This window comes from Pseudocitrobacter sp. CD920760, assembly GCF_057782505.1.
In genome coordinates this window covers 1565843-1586848 of the sequence record NZ_CM173490.1, presented here as the reverse complement: position 1 = coordinate 1586848, position 21006 = coordinate 1565843, and the positions used below count along the sequence as shown (strand labels likewise).

The 21006-nt window shown below is 56.2% G+C and carries 22 protein-coding genes; 7 read left to right on the top strand and 15 right to left on the bottom strand.

The annotated features are described in order from the left end of the window. Nucleotides 1-109: 109 nt before the first annotated feature. From sdhB to sdhC, 4 genes are read right to left on the bottom strand one after another with little or no spacing between them, the layout of a single operon-like run. Complete coding sequence (sdhB, locus tag AC1MKH_RS07185; protein WP_015965316.1) at nt 110-826, bottom strand: succinate dehydrogenase iron-sulfur subunit SdhB; 717 nt, start codon at nt 824-826, stop codon at nt 110-112. Nucleotides 827-841: 15 nt separating this feature from the next. Further along, on the bottom strand, nt 842-2608 hold the full coding sequence (sdhA, locus tag AC1MKH_RS07180) for a succinate dehydrogenase flavoprotein subunit (RefSeq protein ID WP_276218346.1): 1767 nt from the start codon (nt 2606-2608) through the stop codon (nt 842-844). After that, on the bottom strand, nt 2608-2955 hold the full coding sequence (gene sdhD, locus AC1MKH_RS07175) for a succinate dehydrogenase membrane anchor subunit (protein WP_015965318.1): 348 nt from the start codon (nt 2953-2955) through the stop codon (nt 2608-2610). The genes sdhA and sdhD overlap by 1 nt, the downstream gene beginning before the upstream one ends. After that, the gene (gene sdhC, locus AC1MKH_RS07170; protein ID WP_015965319.1) at nt 2949-3353 is read right to left on the bottom strand and encodes a succinate dehydrogenase cytochrome b556 subunit; all 405 of its coding nucleotides are present in this window, start codon (nt 3351-3353) and stop codon (nt 2949-2951) included. The genes sdhD and sdhC overlap by 7 nt, the downstream gene beginning before the upstream one ends. 326 nt (nt 3354-3679) lie before the next feature. Here sdhC and AC1MKH_RS07165 point away from each other — a divergent pair, with 326 nt between their 5' ends. Both AC1MKH_RS07165 and AC1MKH_RS07160 read left to right on the top strand, forming a co-directional pair. Then, on the top strand, nt 3680-3787 hold the full coding sequence (locus AC1MKH_RS07165; protein ID WP_442961864.1) for a hypothetical protein: 108 nt from the start codon (nt 3680-3682) through the stop codon (nt 3785-3787). Nucleotides 3788-3991: 204 nt separating this feature from the next. Then, nucleotides 3992-5275 carry a citrate synthase gene (locus AC1MKH_RS07160; protein WP_276218350.1) on the top strand — a complete coding sequence of 428 codons (1284 nt, stop codon included), beginning with the start codon at nt 3992-3994 and terminating at the stop codon, nt 5273-5275. 112 nt (nt 5276-5387) lie between these two features. Here the strand turns inward: AC1MKH_RS07160 and nei are convergent, their stop codons facing one another. The 8 genes from nei to AC1MKH_RS07120 are packed head-to-tail and all read right to left on the bottom strand — an operon-like array spanning nt 5388 to nt 11685. Further along, nucleotides 5388-6179: an endonuclease VIII gene (gene nei, locus AC1MKH_RS07155; protein WP_276218352.1), complete on the bottom strand. Its 792-nt coding sequence runs from the start codon at nt 6177-6179 to the stop codon at nt 5388-5390. A gap of 14 nt (nt 6180-6193) precedes the next feature. Continuing rightward, a complete protein-coding gene (gene pcp, locus AC1MKH_RS07150; RefSeq protein ID WP_276218353.1) occupies nt 6194-6838 on the bottom strand; it encodes a pyroglutamyl-peptidase I in 645 nt (214 codons plus the stop codon). Between the two features lie 9 nt (nt 6839-6847). After that, nucleotides 6848-7843, bottom strand: coding sequence for a DUF979 domain-containing protein (locus tag AC1MKH_RS07145; RefSeq protein ID WP_276218355.1), 996 nt, complete (start codon nt 7841-7843; stop codon nt 6848-6850). Further along, a complete protein-coding gene (locus AC1MKH_RS07140; protein WP_149464423.1) occupies nt 7843-8565 on the bottom strand; it encodes a DUF969 domain-containing protein in 723 nt (240 codons plus the stop codon). Before AC1MKH_RS07140 ends, AC1MKH_RS07145 begins: the two co-directional genes overlap by 1 nt. 53 nt (nt 8566-8618) lie before the next feature. Next, the gene (gene pxpA, locus AC1MKH_RS07135; RefSeq protein ID WP_276218358.1) at nt 8619-9353 is read right to left on the bottom strand and encodes a 5-oxoprolinase subunit PxpA; all 735 of its coding nucleotides are present in this window, start codon (nt 9351-9353) and stop codon (nt 8619-8621) included. Next, on the bottom strand, nt 9343-10275 hold the full coding sequence (pxpC, locus tag AC1MKH_RS07130; protein WP_276218360.1) for a 5-oxoprolinase subunit PxpC: 933 nt from the start codon (nt 10273-10275) through the stop codon (nt 9343-9345). The genes pxpA and pxpC overlap by 11 nt, the downstream gene beginning before the upstream one ends. Then, nucleotides 10269-10925 carry a 5-oxoprolinase subunit PxpB gene (gene pxpB / locus AC1MKH_RS07125; protein WP_276218362.1) on the bottom strand — a complete coding sequence of 219 codons (657 nt, stop codon included), beginning with the start codon at nt 10923-10925 and terminating at the stop codon, nt 10269-10271. Before pxpB ends, pxpC begins: the two co-directional genes overlap by 7 nt. A 16-nt stretch (nt 10926-10941) precedes the next feature. Continuing rightward, nucleotides 10942-11685, bottom strand: coding sequence for a type 2 GTP cyclohydrolase I (locus AC1MKH_RS07120; protein WP_327621809.1), 744 nt, complete (start codon nt 11683-11685; stop codon nt 10942-10944). A gap of 279 nt (nt 11686-11964) precedes the next feature. Between AC1MKH_RS07120 and dtpD the strand changes: the two genes are divergently transcribed. Then, a complete protein-coding gene (dtpD, locus tag AC1MKH_RS07115; RefSeq protein WP_276218363.1) occupies nt 11965-13440 on the top strand; it encodes a dipeptide permease DtpD in 1476 nt (491 codons plus the stop codon). Between the two features lie 142 nt (nt 13441-13582). Here dtpD and phrB read toward each other — a convergent pair whose 3' ends face one another. From phrB to AC1MKH_RS07100, 3 genes are all read right to left on the bottom strand, one after another. Beyond that, nucleotides 13583-15001 carry a deoxyribodipyrimidine photo-lyase gene (phrB, locus tag AC1MKH_RS07110; RefSeq protein WP_327621803.1) on the bottom strand — a complete coding sequence of 473 codons (1419 nt, stop codon included), beginning with the start codon at nt 14999-15001 and terminating at the stop codon, nt 13583-13585. A gap of 12 nt (nt 15002-15013) precedes the next feature. Then, nucleotides 15014-15970 (bottom strand): YbgA family protein, encoded by a 957-nt coding sequence (locus tag AC1MKH_RS07105; protein WP_276218367.1) that lies wholly within the window; start codon nt 15968-15970, stop codon nt 15014-15016. 109 nt (nt 15971-16079) lie between these two features. Continuing rightward, nucleotides 16080-16286: a YbfA family protein gene (locus AC1MKH_RS07100; protein ID WP_149464416.1), complete on the bottom strand. Its 207-nt coding sequence runs from the start codon at nt 16284-16286 to the stop codon at nt 16080-16082. 332 nt (nt 16287-16618) lie between these two features. Between AC1MKH_RS07100 and kdpF the strand changes: the two genes are divergently transcribed. The 4 genes from kdpF to kdpC are packed head-to-tail and all read left to right on the top strand — an operon-like array spanning nt 16619 to nt 21004. After that, the gene (gene kdpF / locus AC1MKH_RS07095) at nt 16619-16684 is read left to right on the top strand and encodes a K(+)-transporting ATPase subunit F (RefSeq protein ID WP_347794369.1); all 66 of its coding nucleotides are present in this window, start codon (nt 16619-16621) and stop codon (nt 16682-16684) included. Continuing rightward, a complete protein-coding gene (gene kdpA, locus AC1MKH_RS07090) occupies nt 16684-18351 on the top strand; it encodes a potassium-transporting ATPase subunit KdpA (RefSeq protein ID WP_276218371.1) in 1668 nt (555 codons plus the stop codon). The genes kdpF and kdpA overlap by 1 nt, the downstream gene beginning before the upstream one ends. 20 nt (nt 18352-18371) lie before the next feature. Then, on the top strand, nt 18372-20420 hold the full coding sequence (gene kdpB, locus AC1MKH_RS07085; RefSeq protein ID WP_276218373.1) for a potassium-transporting ATPase subunit KdpB: 2049 nt from the start codon (nt 18372-18374) through the stop codon (nt 20418-20420). A gap of 8 nt (nt 20421-20428) precedes the next feature. Continuing rightward, nucleotides 20429-21004, top strand: coding sequence for a potassium-transporting ATPase subunit KdpC (gene kdpC / locus AC1MKH_RS07080; RefSeq protein ID WP_276218376.1), 576 nt, complete (start codon nt 20429-20431; stop codon nt 21002-21004). Nucleotides 21005-21006 lie beyond the last annotated feature (2 nt).

Genomic DNA, 21006 nt, shown 5'->3' with positions numbered 1-21006 from the left:
ATCAGGGGCAGTTTTTAGAGGTTTCCTGCATATCTTTGTTACGCCTGATGGCGCTGCGCTTATCAGGCCTACGGGTACTCACTTGTAGGCCGGATAAGGGCGTTATTACTTACGCACTGCGCTGCAACAACATTGACTTAATATGACCAATCGCACGCGTCGGGTTCAGCCCCTTCGGACATACACTGACGCAGTTCATGATGCTATGGCAGCGGAATACGCTGAAAGCGTCACTCAGGCCATCAAGGCGGCTGTCGGTTTCGGTATCACGGCTGTCAATCAGGAAGCGGTACGCCGCCAACAGACCTGCCGGGCCGATAAACTTATCCGGGTTCCACCAGAACGATGGGCAGGACGTCGAGCAACATGCACACAGGATACACTCGTACAACCCATCGAGTTTTTCACGCTGCTCTGGCCCCTGGAGGTGCTCGCGAGCAGGAGGATTTTGCCCATTATTCAACAAGTAAGGCTTAATCTTCTCATATTGTGCATAGAATTGCCCCATGTCTACCACCAAATCACGAATGACTGGTAAACCTGGCAGCGGACGGATAACAATCTTCTGTTTGCCATTGCCCAGCGCCGAAATTGGCGTGATGCAGGCCAGACCGTTTTTGCCGTTCATGTTCAGGCCATCGGAACCACAAACCCCTTCACGGCAGGAGCGGCGGAACGACAGACTTGGGTCTTTCTCTTTCAGCTGGATGAGCGCATCCAGCAGCATCATGTCGCGCCCTTCTTCGCCTTCCAGGGTGTATTCCTGCATGCGCGGAGCGTCATCGACATCCGGGTTATAACGATAAATTGAAAATTCGAGTTTCATTGACCTGTCTCCGCATTAATAAGTACGAATCTTCGGCGGGAACGCCGGACGCAGTTTTGGTTCCATATTGACGCTACGACGCGTCATGGACTCAGACTCTGGCAGATACAGGGAATGGCACAGCCAGTTTGCGTCGTCACGATCCGGATAGTCGAAGCGGCTATGCGCGCCACGGCTCTCGGTACGGAAGTTCGCGGAAACAGCAGTCGCGTAAGCGGTTTCCATCAGGTTATCCAGCTCCAGGCACTCAACACGCTGGGTGTTAAATTCGCTGGAAGTGTCGTCCAGACGGGCATTTTTCAGACGCTCACGAATCACTTTCAGTTGCTCAAGACCTTTCGCCATCGCATCACCTTCACGGAATACCGAGAAGTTATGCTGCATGCATTCCTGAAGCGCTTTACGAATTTCAACCGGATCTTCACCGTCGCGGTTGCCATTCCAGCGATTCAGACGTTCCAGAGAAGCGTCAATCTCTTCTTCAGTGGCATCGCGCAATGCGCCCTGCTCAGCGATAGACTCCTGCAGATGCAGGCCCGCCGCACGGCCAAATACCACCAGGTCAAGCAGCGAGTTACCGCCCAGACGGTTAGCACCGTGTACGGATACGCAGGCAATTTCGCCCACTGCGAACAGCCCAGGGATCACTACATCTTCGCCCTGCTCGTTTACGGTCAGCGCCTGGCCTGTCACTTTGGTCGGAATACCGCCCATCATGTAATGGCAGGTTGGAATTACCGGAATCGGCTCTTTCACCGGGTCGACGTGGGCGAAGGTGCGAGAAAGCTCAAGGATGCCCGGCAGACGGGATTCCAGGACTTCTTTACCCAGGTGGTCAAGTTTCAGTTTCGCGTGCGGGCCCCACGGACCGTCGCAGCCACGACCTTCACGGATTTCGATCATGATGGAACGCGCCACCACGTCACGACCCGCCAGGTCTTTCGCATTCGGCGCATAACGCTCCATGAAGCGCTCGCCGTGTTTGTTCAGCAGGTAACCACCTTCACCACGGCAGCCTTCTGTCACCAGCACGCCCGCACCGGCGATACCGGTTGGGTGGAACTGCCACATTTCCATATCCTGCACCGGAACACCGGCACGCAGGGCCATACCGACGCCGTCACCGGTGTTGATATGCGCGTTAGTGGTGGACTGATAGATACGGCCTGCGCCGCCGGTCGCCAGCACGGTGGCATTGGCTTTGAAGTAAACCACTTCACCGGTTTCGATACACAGCGCGGTACACCCGACCACTGCGCCATCGGCGTTTTTCACCAGATCCAGCGCGTACCACTCAGAGAAAATCGTGGTGTGGTTTTTCAGGTTCTGCTGATAAAGCGTGTGCAGCAGTGCGTGACCGGTACGGTCAGCCGCTGCCGCAGTACGTGCCGCCTGCTCGCCGCCGAAGTTTTTCGACTGGCCGCCGAACGGACGCTGATAAATTTTGCCATCGTCCAGACGGGAAAACGGCAGGCCCATATGTTCCAGCTCCAGAATCGCTTCCGGGCCGGTTTTACACATATACTCGATCGCGTCCTGGTCACCAATGTAGTCCGACCCTTTTACGGTGTCGTACATGTGCCATTCCCAGTTATCTTCATGGGTGTTACCCAGCGCTACGGTGATACCACCCTGCGCGGAAACGGTATGCGAACGGGTTGGGAAAACTTTAGAGAGCAGCGCACAGGTCTGGCCGCTCTGGGAAATTTGCAGTGCCGCACGCATACCCGCGCCACCGGCACCAATTACAACAGCATCAAATTCTCTTACTGGCAGTTTCATTACACACCCCACACCACAACAAATCCATAAATGACGTAAACCACCAGCGCAACAACGATTGCCAGTTGCAGCACCATGCGCAGTGCCAGCGGTTTAACGTAGTCGGTCAGCACCTGCCACATGCCAATCCAGGCATGAATCAGGATAGAAAACAGGGCCAACAAGGTGAACACTTTGGTGAACGCAGAGGAGAAGAAACCACTCCAGACTTCCCAGGTGAGGTCGCCGCTCGTCGCGAAAAAACCAACCATGTAGATGATGTACAGAGTCAGGACGATGGCGGTGGCACGTACCAGGATGAAGTCATGTACGCCGTTGCGTCCTAATGCTGAGGCGTTGCTTACCATACGAGGACTCCTGCAAGAATTGAAAGCACGACAGTAATAACAAAAGAAATTTTGGCGGAGCGCTTACCTGCTTCGAGGGTTTCTTCCAGATAGCCAAAATCCATCAGCAGATGGCGAATCCCCACGATGGCGTGATAAGCCAACGCCGTCAGGATGCCCCACATAATGAATTTAACGAAGAAGCTGCCCATAATGGATGACGCATAAAGGAAGCCTTCCGGAGAGGAGAGACTGGTGCCCAGCAGCCAAAGCAGAATACCGACAGCCACAAACGTTATGACTCCGGAGACGCGATGGAGAATGGACGCTATCGCCGTGATTGGGAACCGGATCGTTTGTAGGTCCAGGTTGACAGGTCTTTGTTTTTTCACATTTCTTATCATGAATAACGCCCACATGCTGTTCTTATTGTTTCCTTTCCTCCGGTCTGCTTGCGGGTCAGACAGCGTCCTTATCTATAACTTTGCGTCATATAAAAATCTGCTTCCAGATGCTAAATCGACGCGTTACAACGCTGGGTGGCTCGGGATTGCAGGGTGTTCCGGAGACCTGGCGGCAGTATAGGCTGTTCACAAAATCATTACAATTAACCTACATATAGTTTGTCGGGTTTTATGCTGAACAGTGATCAGCGTCACGATTACAACAATATTTTAAAAATTAATCACGTGATTTGACAAATATTAAACATTATTGTTACAACCATCACCTGAAAAAGCATATAATGCCCAAAAGTTATGGGGTCACTCTTTCACCTGATAATAAGTTATGTAACAGTGTGCTGCTATTGACCAAAGTTATCAGGAAAGTTATTAGTGATAGACAGGTTTGAATATTCGGACTGCTAATACCCTGATTTGCTGTTGTTTCACTGTAGATTAGACGCATACCGTCAAGCGCCATTTGCTCTGTACCCTGGTTCCACCTCTGCAGCAGAGCCTTGAGCCAAATAACAAAGTGGTAACGTCGAAATATCTTTTGAATGCAAACCAGGTAGCCGGCAGTCTTAAGCAATAAGGCGCTAAGGAGACCGTAAATGGCTGATACAAAGGCAAAAATCACCCTCGGTGGTGACACTGCTATCGAACTGGATGTGCTAAAAGGCACGCTCGGTGAGGATGTTATTGATATCCGTAGTCTTGGTTCAAAGGGTATTTTTACTTTTGACCCTGGTTTCACCTCTACCGCATCCTGCGAATCCAAAATCACATTTATTGATGGTGATGAAGGCATCCTGCTGCACCGCGGTTTTCCGATTGACCAGTTAGCCACTGAATCTAACTACCTCGAAGTTTGCTACATCCTGCTGCACGGTGAGAAACCGACGCAGGCAGAGTATGACGAATTCAAAACCACCGTGACTCGCCACACCATGATCCACGAGCAGATCACCCGTCTGTTCCACGCGTTCCGTCGCGACTCTCACCCGATGGCGGTAATGTGCGGGATCACCGGCGCGTTAGCGGCGTTCTACCACGACTCGCTGGACGTGAATAACCCGCGTCATCGCGATATCGCCGCATTCCGTCTGCTGTCCAAAATGCCGACCATGGCCGCGATGTGTTACAAATATTCCATCGGCCAGCCGTTCGTTTACCCGCGCAACGACCTCTCCTACGCGGGCAACTTCCTGAACATGATGTTCTCCACACCGTGCGAACCGTACGAAGTGAACCCGATTCTGGAACGCGCAATGGACCGTATTCTGATCCTGCACGCTGACCACGAACAGAACGCCTCTACCTCTACCGTGCGTACCGCAGGCTCCTCCGGCGCGAACCCGTTCGCCTGTATCGCAGCCGGTATTGCTTCCTTGTGGGGGCCGGCACACGGCGGCGCCAACGAAGCGGCGCTGAAAATGCTGGAAGAGATCAGCTCTGTTGAACACATTCCGGAATTCGTGCGCCGTGCGAAAGATAAGAATGATTCTTTCCGCCTGATGGGCTTCGGTCACCGTGTTTACAAAAACTATGACCCGCGCGCCACCGTGATGCGTGAAACCTGCCATGAAGTGCTGAAAGAGCTGGGTACCAAAGATGACCTGCTGGAAGTGGCGATGGAGCTGGAACACATCGCGCTGAACGACCCGTACTTCATCGAGAAGAAACTCTACCCGAACGTGGACTTCTACTCCGGTATCATCCTGAAAGCGATGGGCATTCCGTCCTCCATGTTTACCGTTATCTTCGCGATGGCGCGTACCGTGGGCTGGATTGCGCACTGGAATGAAATGCACAGCGAAGGCATGAAAATCGCCCGTCCTCGTCAGCTGTACACCGGCTACGAAAAACGCGATTTTAAATCAGACCTTAAGCATTAATCGGTCTGGATGTGAAAAAAGCGCCTGCGGGCGCTTTTTTTGTGCCGGATAACCACCATTCATCGCCCTTGTAGGCCAGATAAGGCAAAAGCCGCATCCGGCAAAAACCACCCTACTTCTGGCAATTCGGGCACCAGTAAAACGGCCTCGACGACATCGTCGTCTTCTCAATCACTCCCCCACACCGCTCGCACGCTTCGCCATCACGATGAAATACCTTAAAGCGGAACAGCGCGCCGTGATGTTTATTTTCATCTACCCGCCCGCGCGTGTTGTACGACAGCCGCGGGATAGCCAGCAACGCCTGCGCCAGCGCATCAAGCTGTGCATCAGAAAGCTGCGAGGCTTTACGTTGAGGGGCAAGCTGCGTCTGCCAGAGAATCTCAACGCGCAGGTAATTCCCTAACCCGGCGAGAAACGCCTGGTCCAGTAACAATCCGGAAAACTGACGATTGCGAAAACGTGGCGATAACAAACGCGCTTTAACATCGGCTTCCGTCAGCTTAAGGTCGAGCACATCCGGCCCAACGCGCTGTAAAAACGGATGCGTGGTCAGTTGCTCGGGCGTTAACATCTCGATGTCCGAGGCGCTGTAAAGCAGGATCGCTTTATCCGCCGTTTGCAGCTTCACACGCAAAACGCGCGTGGTTTGCGGCACGGAATTCGCGTCCACCACTCGCCATACACCGTAGAGCTGATTATGGCTGTAGAGCGTCAGTCCGTTTGAGAAGTGGGTGAGAAGCGCCTTACCGCGCGTTTCGATATGGGTAATGCGCTGCCCCACCAGCTGAGATTCATAAGGTTTCAGTTGTTCGAAGGCAAACCACACCTCAGTGAGGGGGTTGCCTTTAACAGCTGCCTCCAGGCTATCCGCCGCGCGGCGGATCTCCGGGCCTTCAGGCATAATGTCATCCTTTGTTAATGCGTTGCACCGCCGGTAACCTGAATATCGTTTTCCACCTGCAAGGCAGTGGCAATCGCCAGCTCCAGGCCCTGACGTACGGTTTCCGCCGCCATGCTCGGCGCACCAGGATGCGCCGCCGCCTGCTGCGGCAGATACGGAATATGGATAAAACCGCCCTTCGCTTCCGGTATACCGCTCAGTTTATGCAACAGACCATACATCACGTGATTACACACGAAAGTGCCCGCCGTTTGCGACACCGACGCGGGAATACCCGCCTCGCGCAGCGCGCTCACGATGGCTTTGATCGGCAGCGAACTAAACCACGCTGCCGGGCCACTCGCCACAATCGGCGTATCGACCGGCTGGTTGCCCCGATTGTCCGGAATGCGGGCGTCATCGACGTTAATCGCCACGCGCTCAACGCTGATATCCATGCGCCCACCGGCCTGGCCAACGCTCAGTACAAGCGTTGGCGAGAGCGAATCGATGGCCGCGTTCAGTTCAATCAGCACTTCGCCAAAGACGCACGGCAGCTGACGCGCCACGACGCGGCACCCGCCGATGATAGCATTATCAAGACGCGAAACGACTTCCCATGAAGGGTTAACCGCTTCGCCATCAAACGGCTCGAACCCGGTGATTAATACTGTGCGCATTTGCACTCCTTACAGGAACATCAGGAAATAGAGCAGGAAAACGTTAACCAGCAGCAACAGCACGCCCGTCGGCACCTGCGCTTTGATCACCGCGTTTTTATCCGGCAGTTCCAGCAATGCTGCCGGAACGATATTGAAGTTCGCCGCCATCGGCGTCATCAGCGTACCGCAGTAGCCTGAGAACATACCAATCGCCGCCATCACCGCCGGGTTGCCGCCGTGCTGCAACACCAGGATCGGAATGCCTATCCCCGCAGTGACAATCGGGAAGGCCGCAAAGGCGTTGCCCATCACCATCGTTAACAAGGCCATGCCAATGGTATAGACCGCCACGGCAATGAATCGGCTGTCGACCGCAAGATAGGTTTTGGTCAACCACGAAATCCCTTCGCCTACGCCTGCGGCGGTAAACAGCAGGCCTAGGGTCGCCAGGATCTGCGGCAGAATAAACGCCCAGCCGATAGAGTCCAGCAGGCGACGGGCTTCCTGAATCGGTTGATGCACGCGCTCGTGGGTCATTTTAATTGCCATTGCCAGACCAATCAGCGTGCCGACGGTCATCGAGAAAAGCGTGACCAGCGTGGAGTGATTGCCTTCGCCAAACAGCGAGGTCTGTAAGCCCGGCACGTTGTTAAACAACAGCACGCCGATAACGGTCACCACCGGGATCGCCAGCGCCGGATAGAAAAGACGGTTCCCCAGACGGCTGGCGCTCTCTTCACGCTGTTTCTGCGTGCGCTGAGAATAGCTCCCCAAACGTACGCCGCCGAAACCGGCAATCAGCGCCATCAGCACCACCGCCGCGCCAACCGCGATATGCACCGTACGCTTCTCGCCAACCAGTTCATAAGCCCAGTCGCCGAGTAAAAACAGCAGGCCGTAGACGCCCCAGAAAAGGCCCGTCGTCAGACGGCGCGGGTTGGCTTTATCGCCCCAGGACATCAGCGCCACAATCAGCAGTACGATCCCCGCCAGCCAGTAGAGGTAACTTTGTTGAAAATGCATTATGCGTCTCCCCTGGCTGCCGCCGCATGGGCTTTCGCCACTTCGCGTTGCAGATAATTATCCAGCCGCCACATCCGGGCGCCGTGGATCAGGAACGCACACAATGCGGTAGGGATACCCCACAGGGCGATGTGCAGCGGTTCGGTCTGAATACCGCCCGACTCCAGCATAAAGTTATGCATGAAGATCACCGCGCCGAAAGCCACGAAGATATCTTCACCAAAGAACAGCCCGACGTTATCGGTCGCCGCCGACATCGCGCGCAGGCGATAACGCACCGCCCCAGGTAGTTCACCATGCGTCTTCTCCGCCGCGCCTTCCGCCATCGGCGCCAGCAACGGACGCACCATTTGCGGATGCCCGCCGAGGCTGGTCAGCCCCAGCGCCGCCGTGGCTTCACGCACGAAGAGATAGACCACCAGCAAGCGTCCGGCGGTCGCACTGTGAATTTTGGCAATCCACGCCTGAGCGCGCTCTTTCAGGCCGTGACGTTCAAGCAGGCCGATAACCGCCAGCGGCACCAGCAGAATAAACGGCAGGTTACGTGTGTTGAGAAAGCCCTCACCGAGCTTTTCGAGGATAGTCAGCAGCGGCATATGCGCCGCCAGACCGGTGACGATACCGGCGGCAATCACCACCAGTACCGGGTTAAAACGCAATAAAAATCCAGCCACAATGACGGCGATACCCATCAGCGGCCAGAGAGATACTATCTCTCCCATACTCTCCACCCTGTCATATGTTATGTTGTTGTAAAATATCTAGTTATATGCGCTTAAGCGCTAATTTTTATACTGCGCTCGTCAAAAGCGCGACGCAAGCGGCGGGCAAAAAGAAGTGCGTGTTCCCCGTCACCGTGCAGACATACCGTTTGTGCCGTTACCGGCGTCCAGATGCCGTTAATGCTTTTCACCCGTCCTGATTCCACCATCTCCAGCGTTTGCGCCAGCGCCTGCTCTTCATCGCTGATGAGTGCGCCCGGCTGGCTGCGCGGCACCAGGCTGCCATCGTCCTGATAACCCCGGTCGGCAAACACTTCCTGGCGCGTGACCAGCCCGTAATGTTCGCCTGCCCGAATCAATTCGCTACCCGCCAGGCCCACTAAAACCAGCGATGGCGAGCAGTCATGCACCGCGCGGGCGATGGCATCCGCCAGCTGTGGATCTTTGGCCGCCTGGTTATAGAGCATGCCGTGCGGTTTTACATGGCGCAGGGTACCGCCCTGCGCGCGGGTAATGGCATCCAGCGCGCCAATTTGATACAGCGTCTGGGCGTAGACCGTTTCCGGCGGCAACTGCATTGCCGTGCGGCCAAAGTTTTCGCGGTCAGGGAAGCTGGGATGTGCGCCAATCGCGACGCCGTTTTTCAGCGCCTCACGCACGCTTTCAACCATGGTTTGCGCATCGCCCGCGTGGAAGCCGCAGGCGATATTGGCGGAAGAGACCAGTTGTAACAGGGCGGCATCGCTGCCGCAGCCTTCACCTAAATCGGCATTTAAATCAATGAGCATCGTTCAGTCGCCATGCCAGTTGTTCCAGATAACGCTGCTGATCGTTGCGCGCTTTTAGCGCCTCTTCCAGCGTACTGGGAACGAAGTGGATCGGTTGCCCGAGGGGAATTTGCGCCAGCTGATACATATCGGCTTCGATAATGCAGGCAATGCGCGGATAGCCGCCGGTGGTTTGCGCGTCGTTCATCAGCACAATCGGCTGGCCGTTATGCGGCACCTGCACCACACCCGGCAGCAGGCCGTGCGAATACATTTCGCGATCGGTCTGGCGCATCAGTGGTTGCCCTTGCAGGCGATAACCCATGCGGTTGCTTTGCGGGCTCAGCTGCCACGGTGAACGCCAGAATGCTTCCTGGGACGCCTTATCGAATTCGTGATATTCCGGCCCCGGCAGCGCACGGATGCGGTTGCTGTGCTGCAACTGTTTCACGCCCTGCGGCCCGTCGAACTGGCGCAATGCTTCACCCAGCGGCAGTGTATCGCCATCCTGCAATCGCCGCCCTTCCAGGCCACCAACGCCCACTTTCAGGTCGGTACTGCGCGACCCCAGCACCAGCGGAACATCAATGCCACCCGCTACCGCAAGATAGCTACGAATACCGTGGACGGGGCGTTTGAGGACTAACTGCTGCCCGGCTTTTGCCCACTGCCGCCAGCCGCTCCAGACCGGTTTATCATCCAGCTGCGCATCGCAGCCTGCGCCGGTTAAGGCAAACCAGCCGTCGCGGGTAAATTCAACGCTGACCTGCCCAAGGGTGATTTCCAGTGCCGCAGCGTTGGCGTCATTGCCCACCAGCAGGTTAGCGGTGATCAACGCGGGTTTATCCAGCGCGCCGCAGCGGCTGATCCCCGACTGCCTCAGCCCTTCTCGCCCGCTGTCCTGTACCGAGGTATAAAGCCCGGCGCGAATGAGTTTTAGCATACGCCCTCCTTTTGCGGCACAAAGCGCAAGGTATCGCCGGGGCGTAACAGCACCGGATCGTCTTTATGTGGATCAAACAACGGCTGCGAGGTCAGGCCAATCAGCTGCCAGCCACCCGGCGTCGCGAGCGGGTAGATCCCGGTTTGCGCGCCGCCGATCCCAACCGATCCCGCTGGAACCAACAAACGCGGTTCGGCACGACGCGGCATGGCGAGTTGTTCCGGCAGGCCGCCAAGGTACGGGAAGCCCGGCTGGAAGCCGAGGAACCACACCACGTAATCCACCGATGAGTGCAGTTCAACGACCTGCTTTGGCGTTAGACCGCTATGCTGCGCGACCTCATTGAGATCGGGCCCCTGCTCACCGCCGTAAATTACCGGAATTTCGATATAGCGGGATTCCGGCTCCAGCGCGTCACTCTCCTCCCACCAGCGCTGTAAACGCTCAATGGCATCGAGGGCCAGCTCCTGCGGGTTACGCAGAATCACCGTAATGTTGTTCATGCCCGGAATGGCTTCCACCACGTCCGGTTGCTCAGCCAGACGCTGAGTTAATCGCCAGATTCTTTTCTGGCTCGTCAGGGTGACCGGTGGCTCGAGTTCGAGCACCACAGCCGTTTCCCCTAATAGATAACAACGCGCTCGCTGCACTCTTTACCCTCTTTAATCAGGCCGGATTAGGGATGTCGACAAAGGTCACATCCAGATCGGTCGTTTCATTCAGCCACTCGCTTAATGCGCGAATGCCGCCGCGTTCAGTGGCGTGATGCCCTGCCGCATAAAAATGCAGCCCCTGCTCGCGGGCGGAGTGGATGGTTTGCTCGGAAACCTCACCGGTAATAAACGCATCCACACCAAAACGGGCGGCGCTATCGATAAAGCCCTGTCCGCCGCCGGTACACCACGCCACGCGGGTTACTTTATCCGGCCCGGTATCGCCGCTCCACAGCGGTTTACGCCCCAGGCGCGCTTCAATCCACGAAGCCAGTTCAAGCCCGGAAACCGGCATGGAGAGCTCGCCCCACGGTACCAGCGGCTCAATTTCGCCCATAACATTGATGCCCAGCAATTGCGCCAGCTGCACGTTGTTACCCAGCTCCGGGTGCGCGTCCAGCGGTAAATGCCAGCCAAAAAGGTTGATGTCATTGCTGAGCAACGCTTTCAGGCGGTTGCGCTTCATGCCGCGAATCACCGGCGATTCGCCTTTCCAGAAGTAGCCATGGTGGACGATAACCGCGTCAGCCTGCTGGCGAACCGCTTCGTCAATCAGCGCCTGGCTGGCGGTCACCCCGGTGGCAATTTTTTGAATCTCTTCGCGACCTTCGACCTGTAAGCCATTTGGCGCATAGTCGCTGAAGGCGGCGCTGCCGAGTTTGTCGTTAATCAGTTGTTCCAGCTCGGTATTTTTCATCATCGCTCCCTTGTGCGCGAATGTCGTATCACAGACTAAAATAGCGTCCTCTGCGCCTGACGTCGATAACCCATTCTTTGTAGTCGAAATCGTGCGTCAAACTTGCCCTTTTCAACATTTAATCACACAAATTACTTTTCTTTACCTGAACGATATCCTGTATATTTATGCAAACAGACAGCATATTACATAAATATTTTGAGCTGCTTCGCAAAAATACATTACGAAAACAAATCTATCCGGCGCTGAGATGCCCGATAGAACCGAGGTTAGAGCACTATGAACACGTCACAGCCGCGAGCGATTTACTACGTTGTCGCCCTGCAAATTTGGGAATACTTCAGTTTTTACGGCATGCGCGCACTGCTGATTCTGTATCTCACCAACCAGCTTAAGTACGATGATAACCACGCCTATGCGCTGTTCAGCGCGTACTGTTCGCTGGTCTATGTAACGCCTATCCTCGGCGGTTTTCTGGCCGATAAGCTATTAGGAAACCGTATGGCCGTGATGATCGGCGCGTTCCTGATGGTGGTGGGTCACCTGGTGCTGGGTGCCAGCGAAATGGCGCCGGTGTTCCTCTATCTGTCGCTGGCGATCATTGTCTGCGGTTATGGGTTGTTTAAATCTAACGTCAGTTGCCTGCTCGGTGAGCTGTATCACCCGGAAGATCCGCGTCGCGACGGGGGATTTTCACTGCTGTACGCCGCGGGGAACATCGGTTCAATTGTCGCCCCCATCGCCTGCGGCTACGTGCAGCAGGAGTATAGCTGGGCGATGGGCTTTGCGCTGGCGGCCATTGGTATGCTGGCCGGGCTGGTGATTTTCCTGTGCGGTAATCGTCACTTCACCCATACGGCGGGCGTCAATAAAGCGGCGCTGCATGCACGCCAGTTTGGTCTACCAAACTGGGGCTGGCTGCTGGTGCTGCTGGTTGCCACGCCGTTACTGATCACCGTTCTGTTCTGGAAAGAGTGGTCGGTGTATGCGCTGATTGTCGCGACGATAATTGGCCTGTGTGTGCTGGCTAAGATTTACACCAAAGCGGAAAACAGCAAACAGCGTAAAGAGCTGGGGCTGATTGTGGTGCTGACTTTCTTCAGCATGCTGTTCTGGGCCTTCGCGCAGCAGGGCGGCAGTTCCATTAGCCTGTACATCGACCGTTTCGTGAATCGCGATATCTTCGGTTATGAGGTCCCTACCGCCATGTTCCAGTCGGTGAACGGCTTTGCAGTGATGCTGTGCGGCGTGGTGCTGGCGTGGCTGATTAAAGAAGGCGTGAGCGGTAACCGTACCGTGCGTATCTGGGGCAAATTCGCCCTGGGTTTAGGGCTGATGAGCGCAGGCTTCTGCATTCTGACTCTCAGCGCACGCTGGTCGGCGGCCTACGGTCACTCCTCTATGCCACTGATGGTGCTGGGGATGGCAGTGATGGGCTTTGCCGAACTGTTTATCGACCCGGTCGCCATGTCGCAAATTACGCGTATTGAAATTCCCGGCGTAACCGGCGTCCTGACCGGGATCTACATGCTGCTGTCCGGGGCGATTGCCAACTATCTGGCGGGCGTGATTGCCGACCAGACCTCGCAAAGCGCCTTCGATGCGGCGGGCGCGGTGAACTACGCTATCGACGCCTACATCGGCGTCTTTAGCGAGATAACCTGGGGCGCGCTGGCCTGCGTAGGTGCCGTGCTGGTGATTTGGCTCTATCAGGCGCTGAAATTCCGCGCCCGTCGTGTGGCCGCTGAAGCCTGACAGATGCCGGATGCGGCGTAAACGCCTTATCCGGCCTACAAAATGATGCAAATTCAATATATTGCAGAAACCTTGTAGGCCTGATAAGCGTAGCGCATCAGGCAATGTTGCGTTTGTCATCAATCTCAGATGCCAAATGGCGTCACGCTTTCCGCGCCGCCTCATAGGCGGCAAGGGTTTCACTCCGCGCCTGTTTGTGATCGACAATCGGGCGCGGATACGCAAGCGTAACGCCCTCTTTATCCGCCCATTTCCAGGGTTCATGAATCGATTTTTGCGGAACCTCCGCTAACTCACTCACCCACTGGCGGATAAACTCGCCCTCCTTGTCAAACCGCTCTCCCTGCGTCGTCGGGTTGAAAATGCGAAAGTACGGCGCGGCGTCGGTGCCCGTCGATGCCGCCCACTGCCAGCCGCCGTTGTTTGCCGCCAGGTCGCCATCGATCAACTGCGACATAAAGTAGCGTTCGCCTTCGCGCCAGTCGATAAGCAGATCTTTCACCAGGAAACTGGCGGCGATCATCCGCAGGCGGTTATGCATCCAGCCCGTAGCGTTAAGCTGTCGCATCGCCGCATCGACAATCGGGTAGCCCGTTTGCCCTTCCTGCCATGCCTTCAAATGTTCAGGCGAGACGCGCCATTTCACCCGTTCGGTCCAGTCGATAAAGGGCCGATGTTTACACAACGCCGGATTGTAGGTCATTAAGTGACGATAAAACTCCCGCCAAATCAGTTCATTAAGCCAGACGCTTCCCGGCCCATCATCCAGCGTTCTCGGCTGTTCCACCAGCAGACGGTGCAGACATTGACGCGGGGAGATAGCCCCGACGGCAAGCGCCGCAGATAAACGACTGGTACCCTCAATCGCCGGAAAATCGCGCTGAGACGCGTACTCACCCGCGCCCTGCTGACAAAACTGCCGTAGCTGGCGAATCGCGCTTTTTTCATCGGCGGCAAAAAGAGACGCATCAAAATCCTGCTGCGGATAGCTGAACGTAATCGGTGCACTCGTTACGTTGTGCGCCACGTTTTTTCGCTTCGCGGGGGCCGCGACACACTCAGGCATGCCATCATTCAGGCGCGTCAGCCACGCTTTTTTAAACGGCGTAAACACTTTGTACATCTCATGATTGCCGGTCATCACCGCGCCCGGCGGCAGGATCACGCTGTCATCAAATCCCTGACAGCGCACCCCGTCCAGCGCTTTTTCTACCGCCGCATCGCGCTGACGTTCGTTCACTTCGTATTGATAGTTGTAGAAAAGAGAGCTCACCTCATGCTCATCGCAAAAGGTTTTTAACGCCTCTACGCTGGCAGCGAAGTCATCGACTTCCACAAACGCCAGCGGAATACCCTTCTCTTCCAGCGACGCGCGCAGCGCAGTGAGGTGGGCATGAATATACGCCGCCTGTCTGGGCGACATCGCATGTTTTAGCCACTGCTTTGGCGTGGCGATGTACAGCGCTATCACTGTCGCATCGGCAGAGCGACAGGCAGCGGATAGCGCAAGATTGTCATTCAGACGTAAATCGTGGCGAAACCACATCAGATGGGTGGGCATAGCGCTCCTGCATTAAGATCCATAACGTAAACGAAGGGCCTCCGGCCAGGGGTCGAAATAGCGTTGTGTGGCAAGATAAGTATCGGGAAATTCTGCCATATAGTGTTTGAGCAGGGTAACGGGCGCAAGCAGCGGCTGCGTGGCCAGACGGTAGCCTTCAATCAGGGTTGAAAGCTCCTGGCGCTGGCGACTGTTAAGCTGTTTACGGAAATAGCCCTGCACGTGCATCAGCACATTGGTGTGATTACGCCGGGTGGCCGGAATAGAAAGCAGGCTCATCAGCCGCTGGCGATAAGCAATAAACCACGCGTCCAGCGATTCCCATTCATGTAACGTGGCGACAAAACGCCCCAGTTCGCGGTAATCGGGCTGTGAATGGGCCAACAGCGAGAGTTTGTAGCGGCTGTGATACGCAATCAGTTTGCCGCGCGTGAGGCCATCTTCGCGCAGGCTGTTCAATTCATGAAGCGCGTAAATACGCTCAACGAAGTTTTCGCGCAGCACCGGATCGTGCAGCCGTCCGTCTTCCTCCACGGGAAGCCACGGAAAGCGCGCCATCAACGCTTCGGTGTAAATACCGCGCCCGGCTTTACGATTGTTTTTGCCGTCCGCCTCATAAATGCGCACCCGCTCCATACCGCAACTGGGTGATTTTGCGCAGACGATATAGCCGCACAGCGTCTCAAAGGTGGCGATCCGCTGCGCGCTAAACTCGCGCATGGCCTGGGTTAAATCCCCTTCCCGACCATCGCTAAAACGCAGCGCAACCTCGTCTTCCGCCACCTTCACCAGCCGTAGCGCCGGACGCGGCACGGGTAAACCAATCGCCATCTCCGGGCAAACCGGCTCGAAGCGCACCCACGGCGATAACTCTTCCACCGCAAAGGGTAAACGCTTATGGCCACCGTCAAAACGGACGGGCTCGCCTAACAGACAGGCGCTGATGCCAACGGGGATTTTCTTTTGCATACTGACTCCTTACTTCCTCTCTGTAAGTGTAGCCAGCAGGCATAAAAAAAACCGCCGTCAAATGACGGCGGTTCTCGTTGAAAAGTCTGATTTACAGGCTGTGCAGCGCTTAGTAGAAGTCGCTCGCTGCTTTTTCGGCCTGATCCATCCACACCGGCTTATCGCTGGTTTTCGACCAGACGCGATGCAGATAGCTGTAAAAACGTGCGCGATCTTTCCAGAACAGCATGATCGGCAGGGCAATGACGCCAGCCGCCACGGCGAAAGTACGACGCAAAATGACAATATGTGCTGGATACTCTTTATACAGTTCCATAATTCTCTCCCCTATAGTTGGCTGGCAATAAACGCCATAAAAATGAATCTCAGTAATCTGGCTAAAATAATACCGCTTTGGCTGTAATTTTACTACTCATCCGACCACTTATTTTTGGTTATTTAAGTTTAATTTACATTCACTCCGTAACTAAGTTACAAAAAAGTTAAATTAATACTAACCATGAGTTAAATCATGGTCTTTGCCATTTTTATACTTTTTTTACACCCCTCCCCCTGATTTTTGCGAAATCTTTGCACCGAAAATCCTACCGTTAATCCAATCACTTAATGTGTTGGAGGTGGGTTGTGACTACAGGCGTAATAGCCGGCATGGTGCTGGTGTTCCTGTTACTGGCGTATCTGGTATACGCCCTGCTGAATGCGGAGGCGTTCTGATGGCCGCTCAGGGATTTTTACTTATCGCCAGTTTCTTAGTCGTTCTGTTCATACTGGCGCGCCCGTTAGGCAAAATGCTGGCGGGCATGATCGCCAACGAACCGCTGCGCGGTGAAACGGTGCTGTGGCGAACGCTGGGGATTTCGACCGACGAAATGAGCTGGCAGCGGTATGCGCTCGCCATTCTGCTGCTCAACCTTTGCGGCCTGGTGGCTCTGTTCGCGCTGCTGATGCTCCAGGGTGTGCTGCCGTTTAACCCGCAGGGGTTTCCGGGGCTCTCCTGGCATCTGGCGCTGAACACTGCCGTCAGCTTTGTCACCAATACCAACTGGCAATCGTACGGCGGGGAAACCACGCTCAGTTATCTCAGCCAGATGGCGGGCCTGACCGTGCAAAACTTCCTGTCGGCGGCGAGCGGTATCGCGGTGCTTTTCGCCCTCGCCCGCGCATTTTCCCGCCAGCGTGTGACTACGCTCGGGAACGCATGGGTCGATCTTGTGCGCATCACGCTGTGGGTGCTGCTGCCGTTATCGCTGCTGGTCGCGCTGTTCTTTATTCAGCAAGGCACGCTGCAAAACCTGCTGGCGTATCAGCCTATCACCACGCTGGAAGGCGTTAGCCAGCAGTTGCCGATGGGGCCGGTCGCCTCACAGGAAGCGATCAAAATGATCGGCACCAACGGCGGCGGTTTCTTCAACGCCAACTCTTCGCATCCGTTCGAAAACCCGACGGCGCTGACGAATTTCGTGCAGATGCTGGCGATCTTCCTGATCCCTGCTGCGCTCTGCTTCGCCTTTGGTGAAGTGGTGAATGACAAACGCCAGGGCCGCGCGATTCTGTGGGCGATGAGCATCATCTTTGTCATTTGCGTCGCGGTAGTGATGTGGGCGGAAACTAAAGGTAACCCGCACCTCCTGGCGCTGGGCGCAGACAGCAACCTTAACCTGGAAGGGAAAGAGAGCCGCTTTGGCATTCTTGCCAGCAGCCTGTATGCGGTAGTGACTACGGCGGCATCCTGCGGCGCGGTCAACGCGATGCACGACTCCTTCACCGCCCTTGGCGGCATGGTGCCGATGTGGTTGATGCAGATTGGTGAAGTGGTGTTTGGCGGCGTCGGTTCCGGGCTGTACGGCATGTTGCTGTTCGTTCTGCTGGCGGTGTTCATCGCCGGGCTGATGATTGGCCGCACGCCAGAGTATCTCGGTAAAAAAATCGAAGTGCCTGAAATGAAAATGACCGCGCTGGCGATTCTGGTGACGCCGACGCTGGTGTTGCTCGGCACCGCACTGGCAATGATGACCGACGCCGGGCGCAGCGGCATGCTCAACCCTGGCACCCACGGCTTTAGTGAAGTGCTTTACGCCGTTTCCTCTGCGGCCAACAACAACGGCAGCGCCTTTGCAGGGTTAAGCGCCAACACTCCGTTCTGGAACTGCCTGCTGGCGTTTTGCATGTTGCTGGGCCGTTTTGCGGTGATTGTGCCCGTGCTGGCGATTGCCGGTTCACTGGTGAACAAAAAAATCCAGCCAGCTACTCCCGGCACGCTCGCCACTCACGATGCGCTGTTTATCGGCCTGCTGATTGGCACCGTGCTGCTGGTCGGCGCCCTGACCTTTATTCCCGCCCTGGCGATTGGCCCGGTCGCGGAACATCTTTCCCTGTTTTAAGCATTGCGGAGTATGTGTTTATGAGTCGCAAGCAACTGGCGCTGTTTGACCGCAAACTGGTTGGGCAGGCGCTACTCGACGCCATTAAAAAACTCAGCCCGACCATTCAGTGGCGTAACCCGGTGATGTTTATCGTCTGGATTGGCAGCGTGCTGACCACCGTGATGAGCCTCGCGATGGCAACCGGGCACCTGCAGGGTAACGCGCTGTTCAGCGGCGCGATCGCCCTGTGGCTGTGGTTTACGGTGCTGTTCGCCAACTTCGCGGAAGCGATGGCGGAAGGCCGTAGCAAAGCGCAGGCCAACAGCCTGAAGAGCGTGCAGAAAACCGCCTTCGCCCGCAAACTTCGCGCCCCGCAGCACGGGGCCGAAATGGACCATGTACCTTCTGATGAACTGCGCAAAGGTGACGTGGTGCTGGTGGAAGCCGGTGACATCATTCCCTGCGATGGCGAAGTGATTGAAGGAGGCGCGTCGGTGGATGAAAGCGCCATCACCGGGGAATCGGCACCCGTTATTCGTGAATCCGGCGGCGATTTCGCGTCGGTGACGGGCGGGACGCGTATTCTCTCCGACTGGCTGGTGATCCGTTGTAGCGTCAACCCAGGCGAAACCTTCCTTGACCGAATGATCGCCATGGTCGAAGGCGCGCAGCGTCGCAAAACCCCCAACGAAGTGGCGCTGACGATTCTGCTGGTCGCCCTGACGATTGTCTTCCTGCTGGCGACCGCCACCCTGTGGCCCTTCTCCACCTGGGGCGGTAAACCGGTGAGCGTGATCGTGCTGATAGCTCTGCTGGTGTGTCTGATCCCAACCACCATCGGCGGCCTGCTGTCGGCCATCGGCGTTGCCGGGATGAGCCGCATGTTGGGCGCTAACGTGATAGCCACCAGCGGCCGCGCGGTAGAAGCCGCAGGCGACGTCGATGTGTTGCTACTGGATAAAACCGGCACAATTACCCTCGGCAACCGCCAGGCATCGCAATTTTTACCTGCACAGGGCGTGGATGAAAGAACGCTGGCTGACGCGGCACAACTGTCGTCGCTGGCGGATGAAACGCCCGAAGGCCGCAGCATCGTGGTGCTCGCCAAACAGCGTTTTAACCTGCGCGAGCGCGACGTGCAGCAGTTGCACGCCACCTTTGTGCCCTTTACCGCACAAACCCGTATGAGCGGGATTAACATCGATAACCGCATGATCCGTAAAGGTTCAGTGGATGCCATTCGCCGCCACGTTGAAAGTAACGGCGGGCAATTCCCGGCGGATGTTGAGCATCTGGTCGAGGGGATCGCCCGTCAGGGTTCAACCCCGCTGGTGGTCGTGGAAGGCGCGAAAGTCCTTGGGGCGATTGCCCTGAAAGATATCGTAAAAGGCGGCATTAAAGAACGCTTCGTGCAACTGCGCAAAATGGGTATCAAGACGGTGATGATCACTGGCGATAACCGTCTGACCGCTGCCGCGATTGCCGCCGAAGCGGGCGTCGATGATTTTCTCGCCGAAGCGACGCCGGAAGCCAAGCTGGCGTTGATTCGCCAGTATCAGTCTGAAGGGCGCATGGTAGCGATGACCGGCGACGGCACCAACGACGCCCCGGCGCTGGCGCAGGCTGACGTCGCGGTGGCGATGAACTCCGGCACCCAGGCGGCGAAAGAAGCCGGCAACATGGTTGATCTCGATTCTAACCCGACCAAGCTGATCGAGGTGGTGCATATCGGTAAACAGATGCTGATGACCCGTGGCTCACTCACCACATTCAGCATCGCCAATGACGTGGCGAAATATTTCGCCATTATCCCGGCGGCGTTTGCCGCAAGCTGGCCGCAACTTGGCGTGTTGAACATCATGCATCTGCATTCGCCGGACTCAGCGATTCTGAGCGCGGTGATTTTCAACGCCCTGATCATCGTTTTTCTGCTGCCGCTGGCGCTGAAAGGCGTGAGTTATCAGCCCCTTTCCGCTTCTGCCATGCTGCGCCGCAACCTGTGGATTTACGGTCTGGGCGGCCTGATTGTGCCGTTTATCGGCATCAAAGCTATCGATCTGTTACTGACTCTGTTTGGTCTGGTGTGAGGTATACCATGTCTCTGCTTCGTCCTGCTGTTGTGATTTTTCTTTTTCTGGCACTGGTTACCGGCGGTGCTTATCCGCTGCTGACCACCGCGCTCGGCCAGTGGTGGTTTCACGATAGCGCCAACGGTTCGCTGATCATTGAGGGCAATCAGGTGCGCGGTTCCACGCTGATTGGGCAAAACTTTACCCAACCCGGCTATTTCCACGGTCGCCCCTCCGCCACGGCGGACATGCCCTACAACCCGATGGCATCGGGCGGCAGTAATCTGGCGGCGAGCAACCCGGCGCTGGATGATGCCATTCGCCAACGTGTCGCCCAACTTCGGGCAGCCAACCCGGATGCGCCGGCCGCCGTTCCCACGGAACTGGTGACGGCCTCCGCCAGCGGGCTTGATTACGGCCTGACGCCTGAAAGTGTGCGCTGGCAGGTGCCGCGCGTCGCCAGCGCGCGTCACGTCTCAGCGGAATGGCTCAATCAACAAATTGATGCCGCCACGCAGAAACCGCTGCTCGGTTTTCTCGGTCAACCTGTGGTAAATATTGTTGAGCTGAATATGGCGCTGGATGCCCACAAGGATAACTGATG

Bases quoted from the DNA above. Each gene is read 5' to 3' on its own strand.
- pcp (WP_276218353.1), bottom strand. From the start codon at position 6,838: ATGCGCACAGTATTAATCACCGGGTTCGAGCCGTTTGATGGCGAAGCG.
- pxpA (WP_276218358.1), bottom strand. From the start codon at position 9,353: ATGCTCATTGATTTAAATGCCGATTTAGGTGAAGGCTGCGGCAGCGAT.
- nei (WP_276218352.1), bottom strand. From the start codon at position 6,179: ATGCCTGAAGGCCCGGAGATCCGCCGCGCGGCGGATAGCCTGGAGGCA.
- sdhB (WP_015965316.1), bottom strand. From the start codon at position 826: ATGAAACTCGAATTTTCAATTTATCGTTATAACCCGGATGTCGATGAC.
- AC1MKH_RS07160 (WP_276218350.1), top strand. From the start codon at position 3,992: ATGGCTGATACAAAGGCAAAAATCACCCTCGGTGGTGACACTGCTATC.
- dtpD (WP_276218363.1), top strand. From the start codon at position 11,965: ATGAACACGTCACAGCCGCGAGCGATTTACTACGTTGTCGCCCTGCAA.
- AC1MKH_RS07140 (WP_149464423.1), bottom strand. From the start codon at position 8,565: ATGGGAGAGATAGTATCTCTCTGGCCGCTGATGGGTATCGCCGTCATT.
- phrB (WP_327621803.1), bottom strand. From the start codon at position 15,001: ATGCCCACCCATCTGATGTGGTTTCGCCACGATTTACGTCTGAATGAC.
- sdhA (WP_276218346.1), bottom strand. From the start codon at position 2,608: ATGAAACTGCCAGTAAGAGAATTTGATGCTGTTGTAATTGGTGCCGGT.
- kdpA (WP_276218371.1), top strand. From the start codon at position 16,684: ATGGCCGCTCAGGGATTTTTACTTATCGCCAGTTTCTTAGTCGTTCTG.
- AC1MKH_RS07120 (WP_327621809.1), bottom strand. From the start codon at position 11,685: ATGAAAAATACCGAGCTGGAACAACTGATTAACGACAAACTCGGCAGC.
- sdhC (WP_015965319.1), bottom strand. From the start codon at position 3,353: ATGTGGGCGTTATTCATGATAAGAAATGTGAAAAAACAAAGACCTGTC.
- AC1MKH_RS07165 (WP_442961864.1), top strand. From the start codon at position 3,680: ATGCCCAAAAGTTATGGGGTCACTCTTTCACCTGATAATAAGTTATGT.
- AC1MKH_RS07145 (WP_276218355.1), bottom strand. From the start codon at position 7,843: ATGCATTTTCAACAAAGTTACCTCTACTGGCTGGCGGGGATCGTACTG.
- kdpB (WP_276218373.1), top strand. From the start codon at position 18,372: ATGAGTCGCAAGCAACTGGCGCTGTTTGACCGCAAACTGGTTGGGCAG.
- kdpC (WP_276218376.1), top strand. From the start codon at position 20,429: ATGTCTCTGCTTCGTCCTGCTGTTGTGATTTTTCTTTTTCTGGCACTG.
- AC1MKH_RS07105 (WP_276218367.1), bottom strand. From the start codon at position 15,970: ATGCAAAAGAAAATCCCCGTTGGCATCAGCGCCTGTCTGTTAGGCGAG.
- sdhD (WP_015965318.1), bottom strand. From the start codon at position 2,955: ATGGTAAGCAACGCCTCAGCATTAGGACGCAACGGCGTACATGACTTC.
- AC1MKH_RS07100 (WP_149464416.1), bottom strand. From the start codon at position 16,286: ATGGAACTGTATAAAGAGTATCCAGCACATATTGTCATTTTGCGTCGT.
- pxpC (WP_276218360.1), bottom strand. From the start codon at position 10,275: ATGCTAAAACTCATTCGCGCCGGGCTTTATACCTCGGTACAGGACAGC.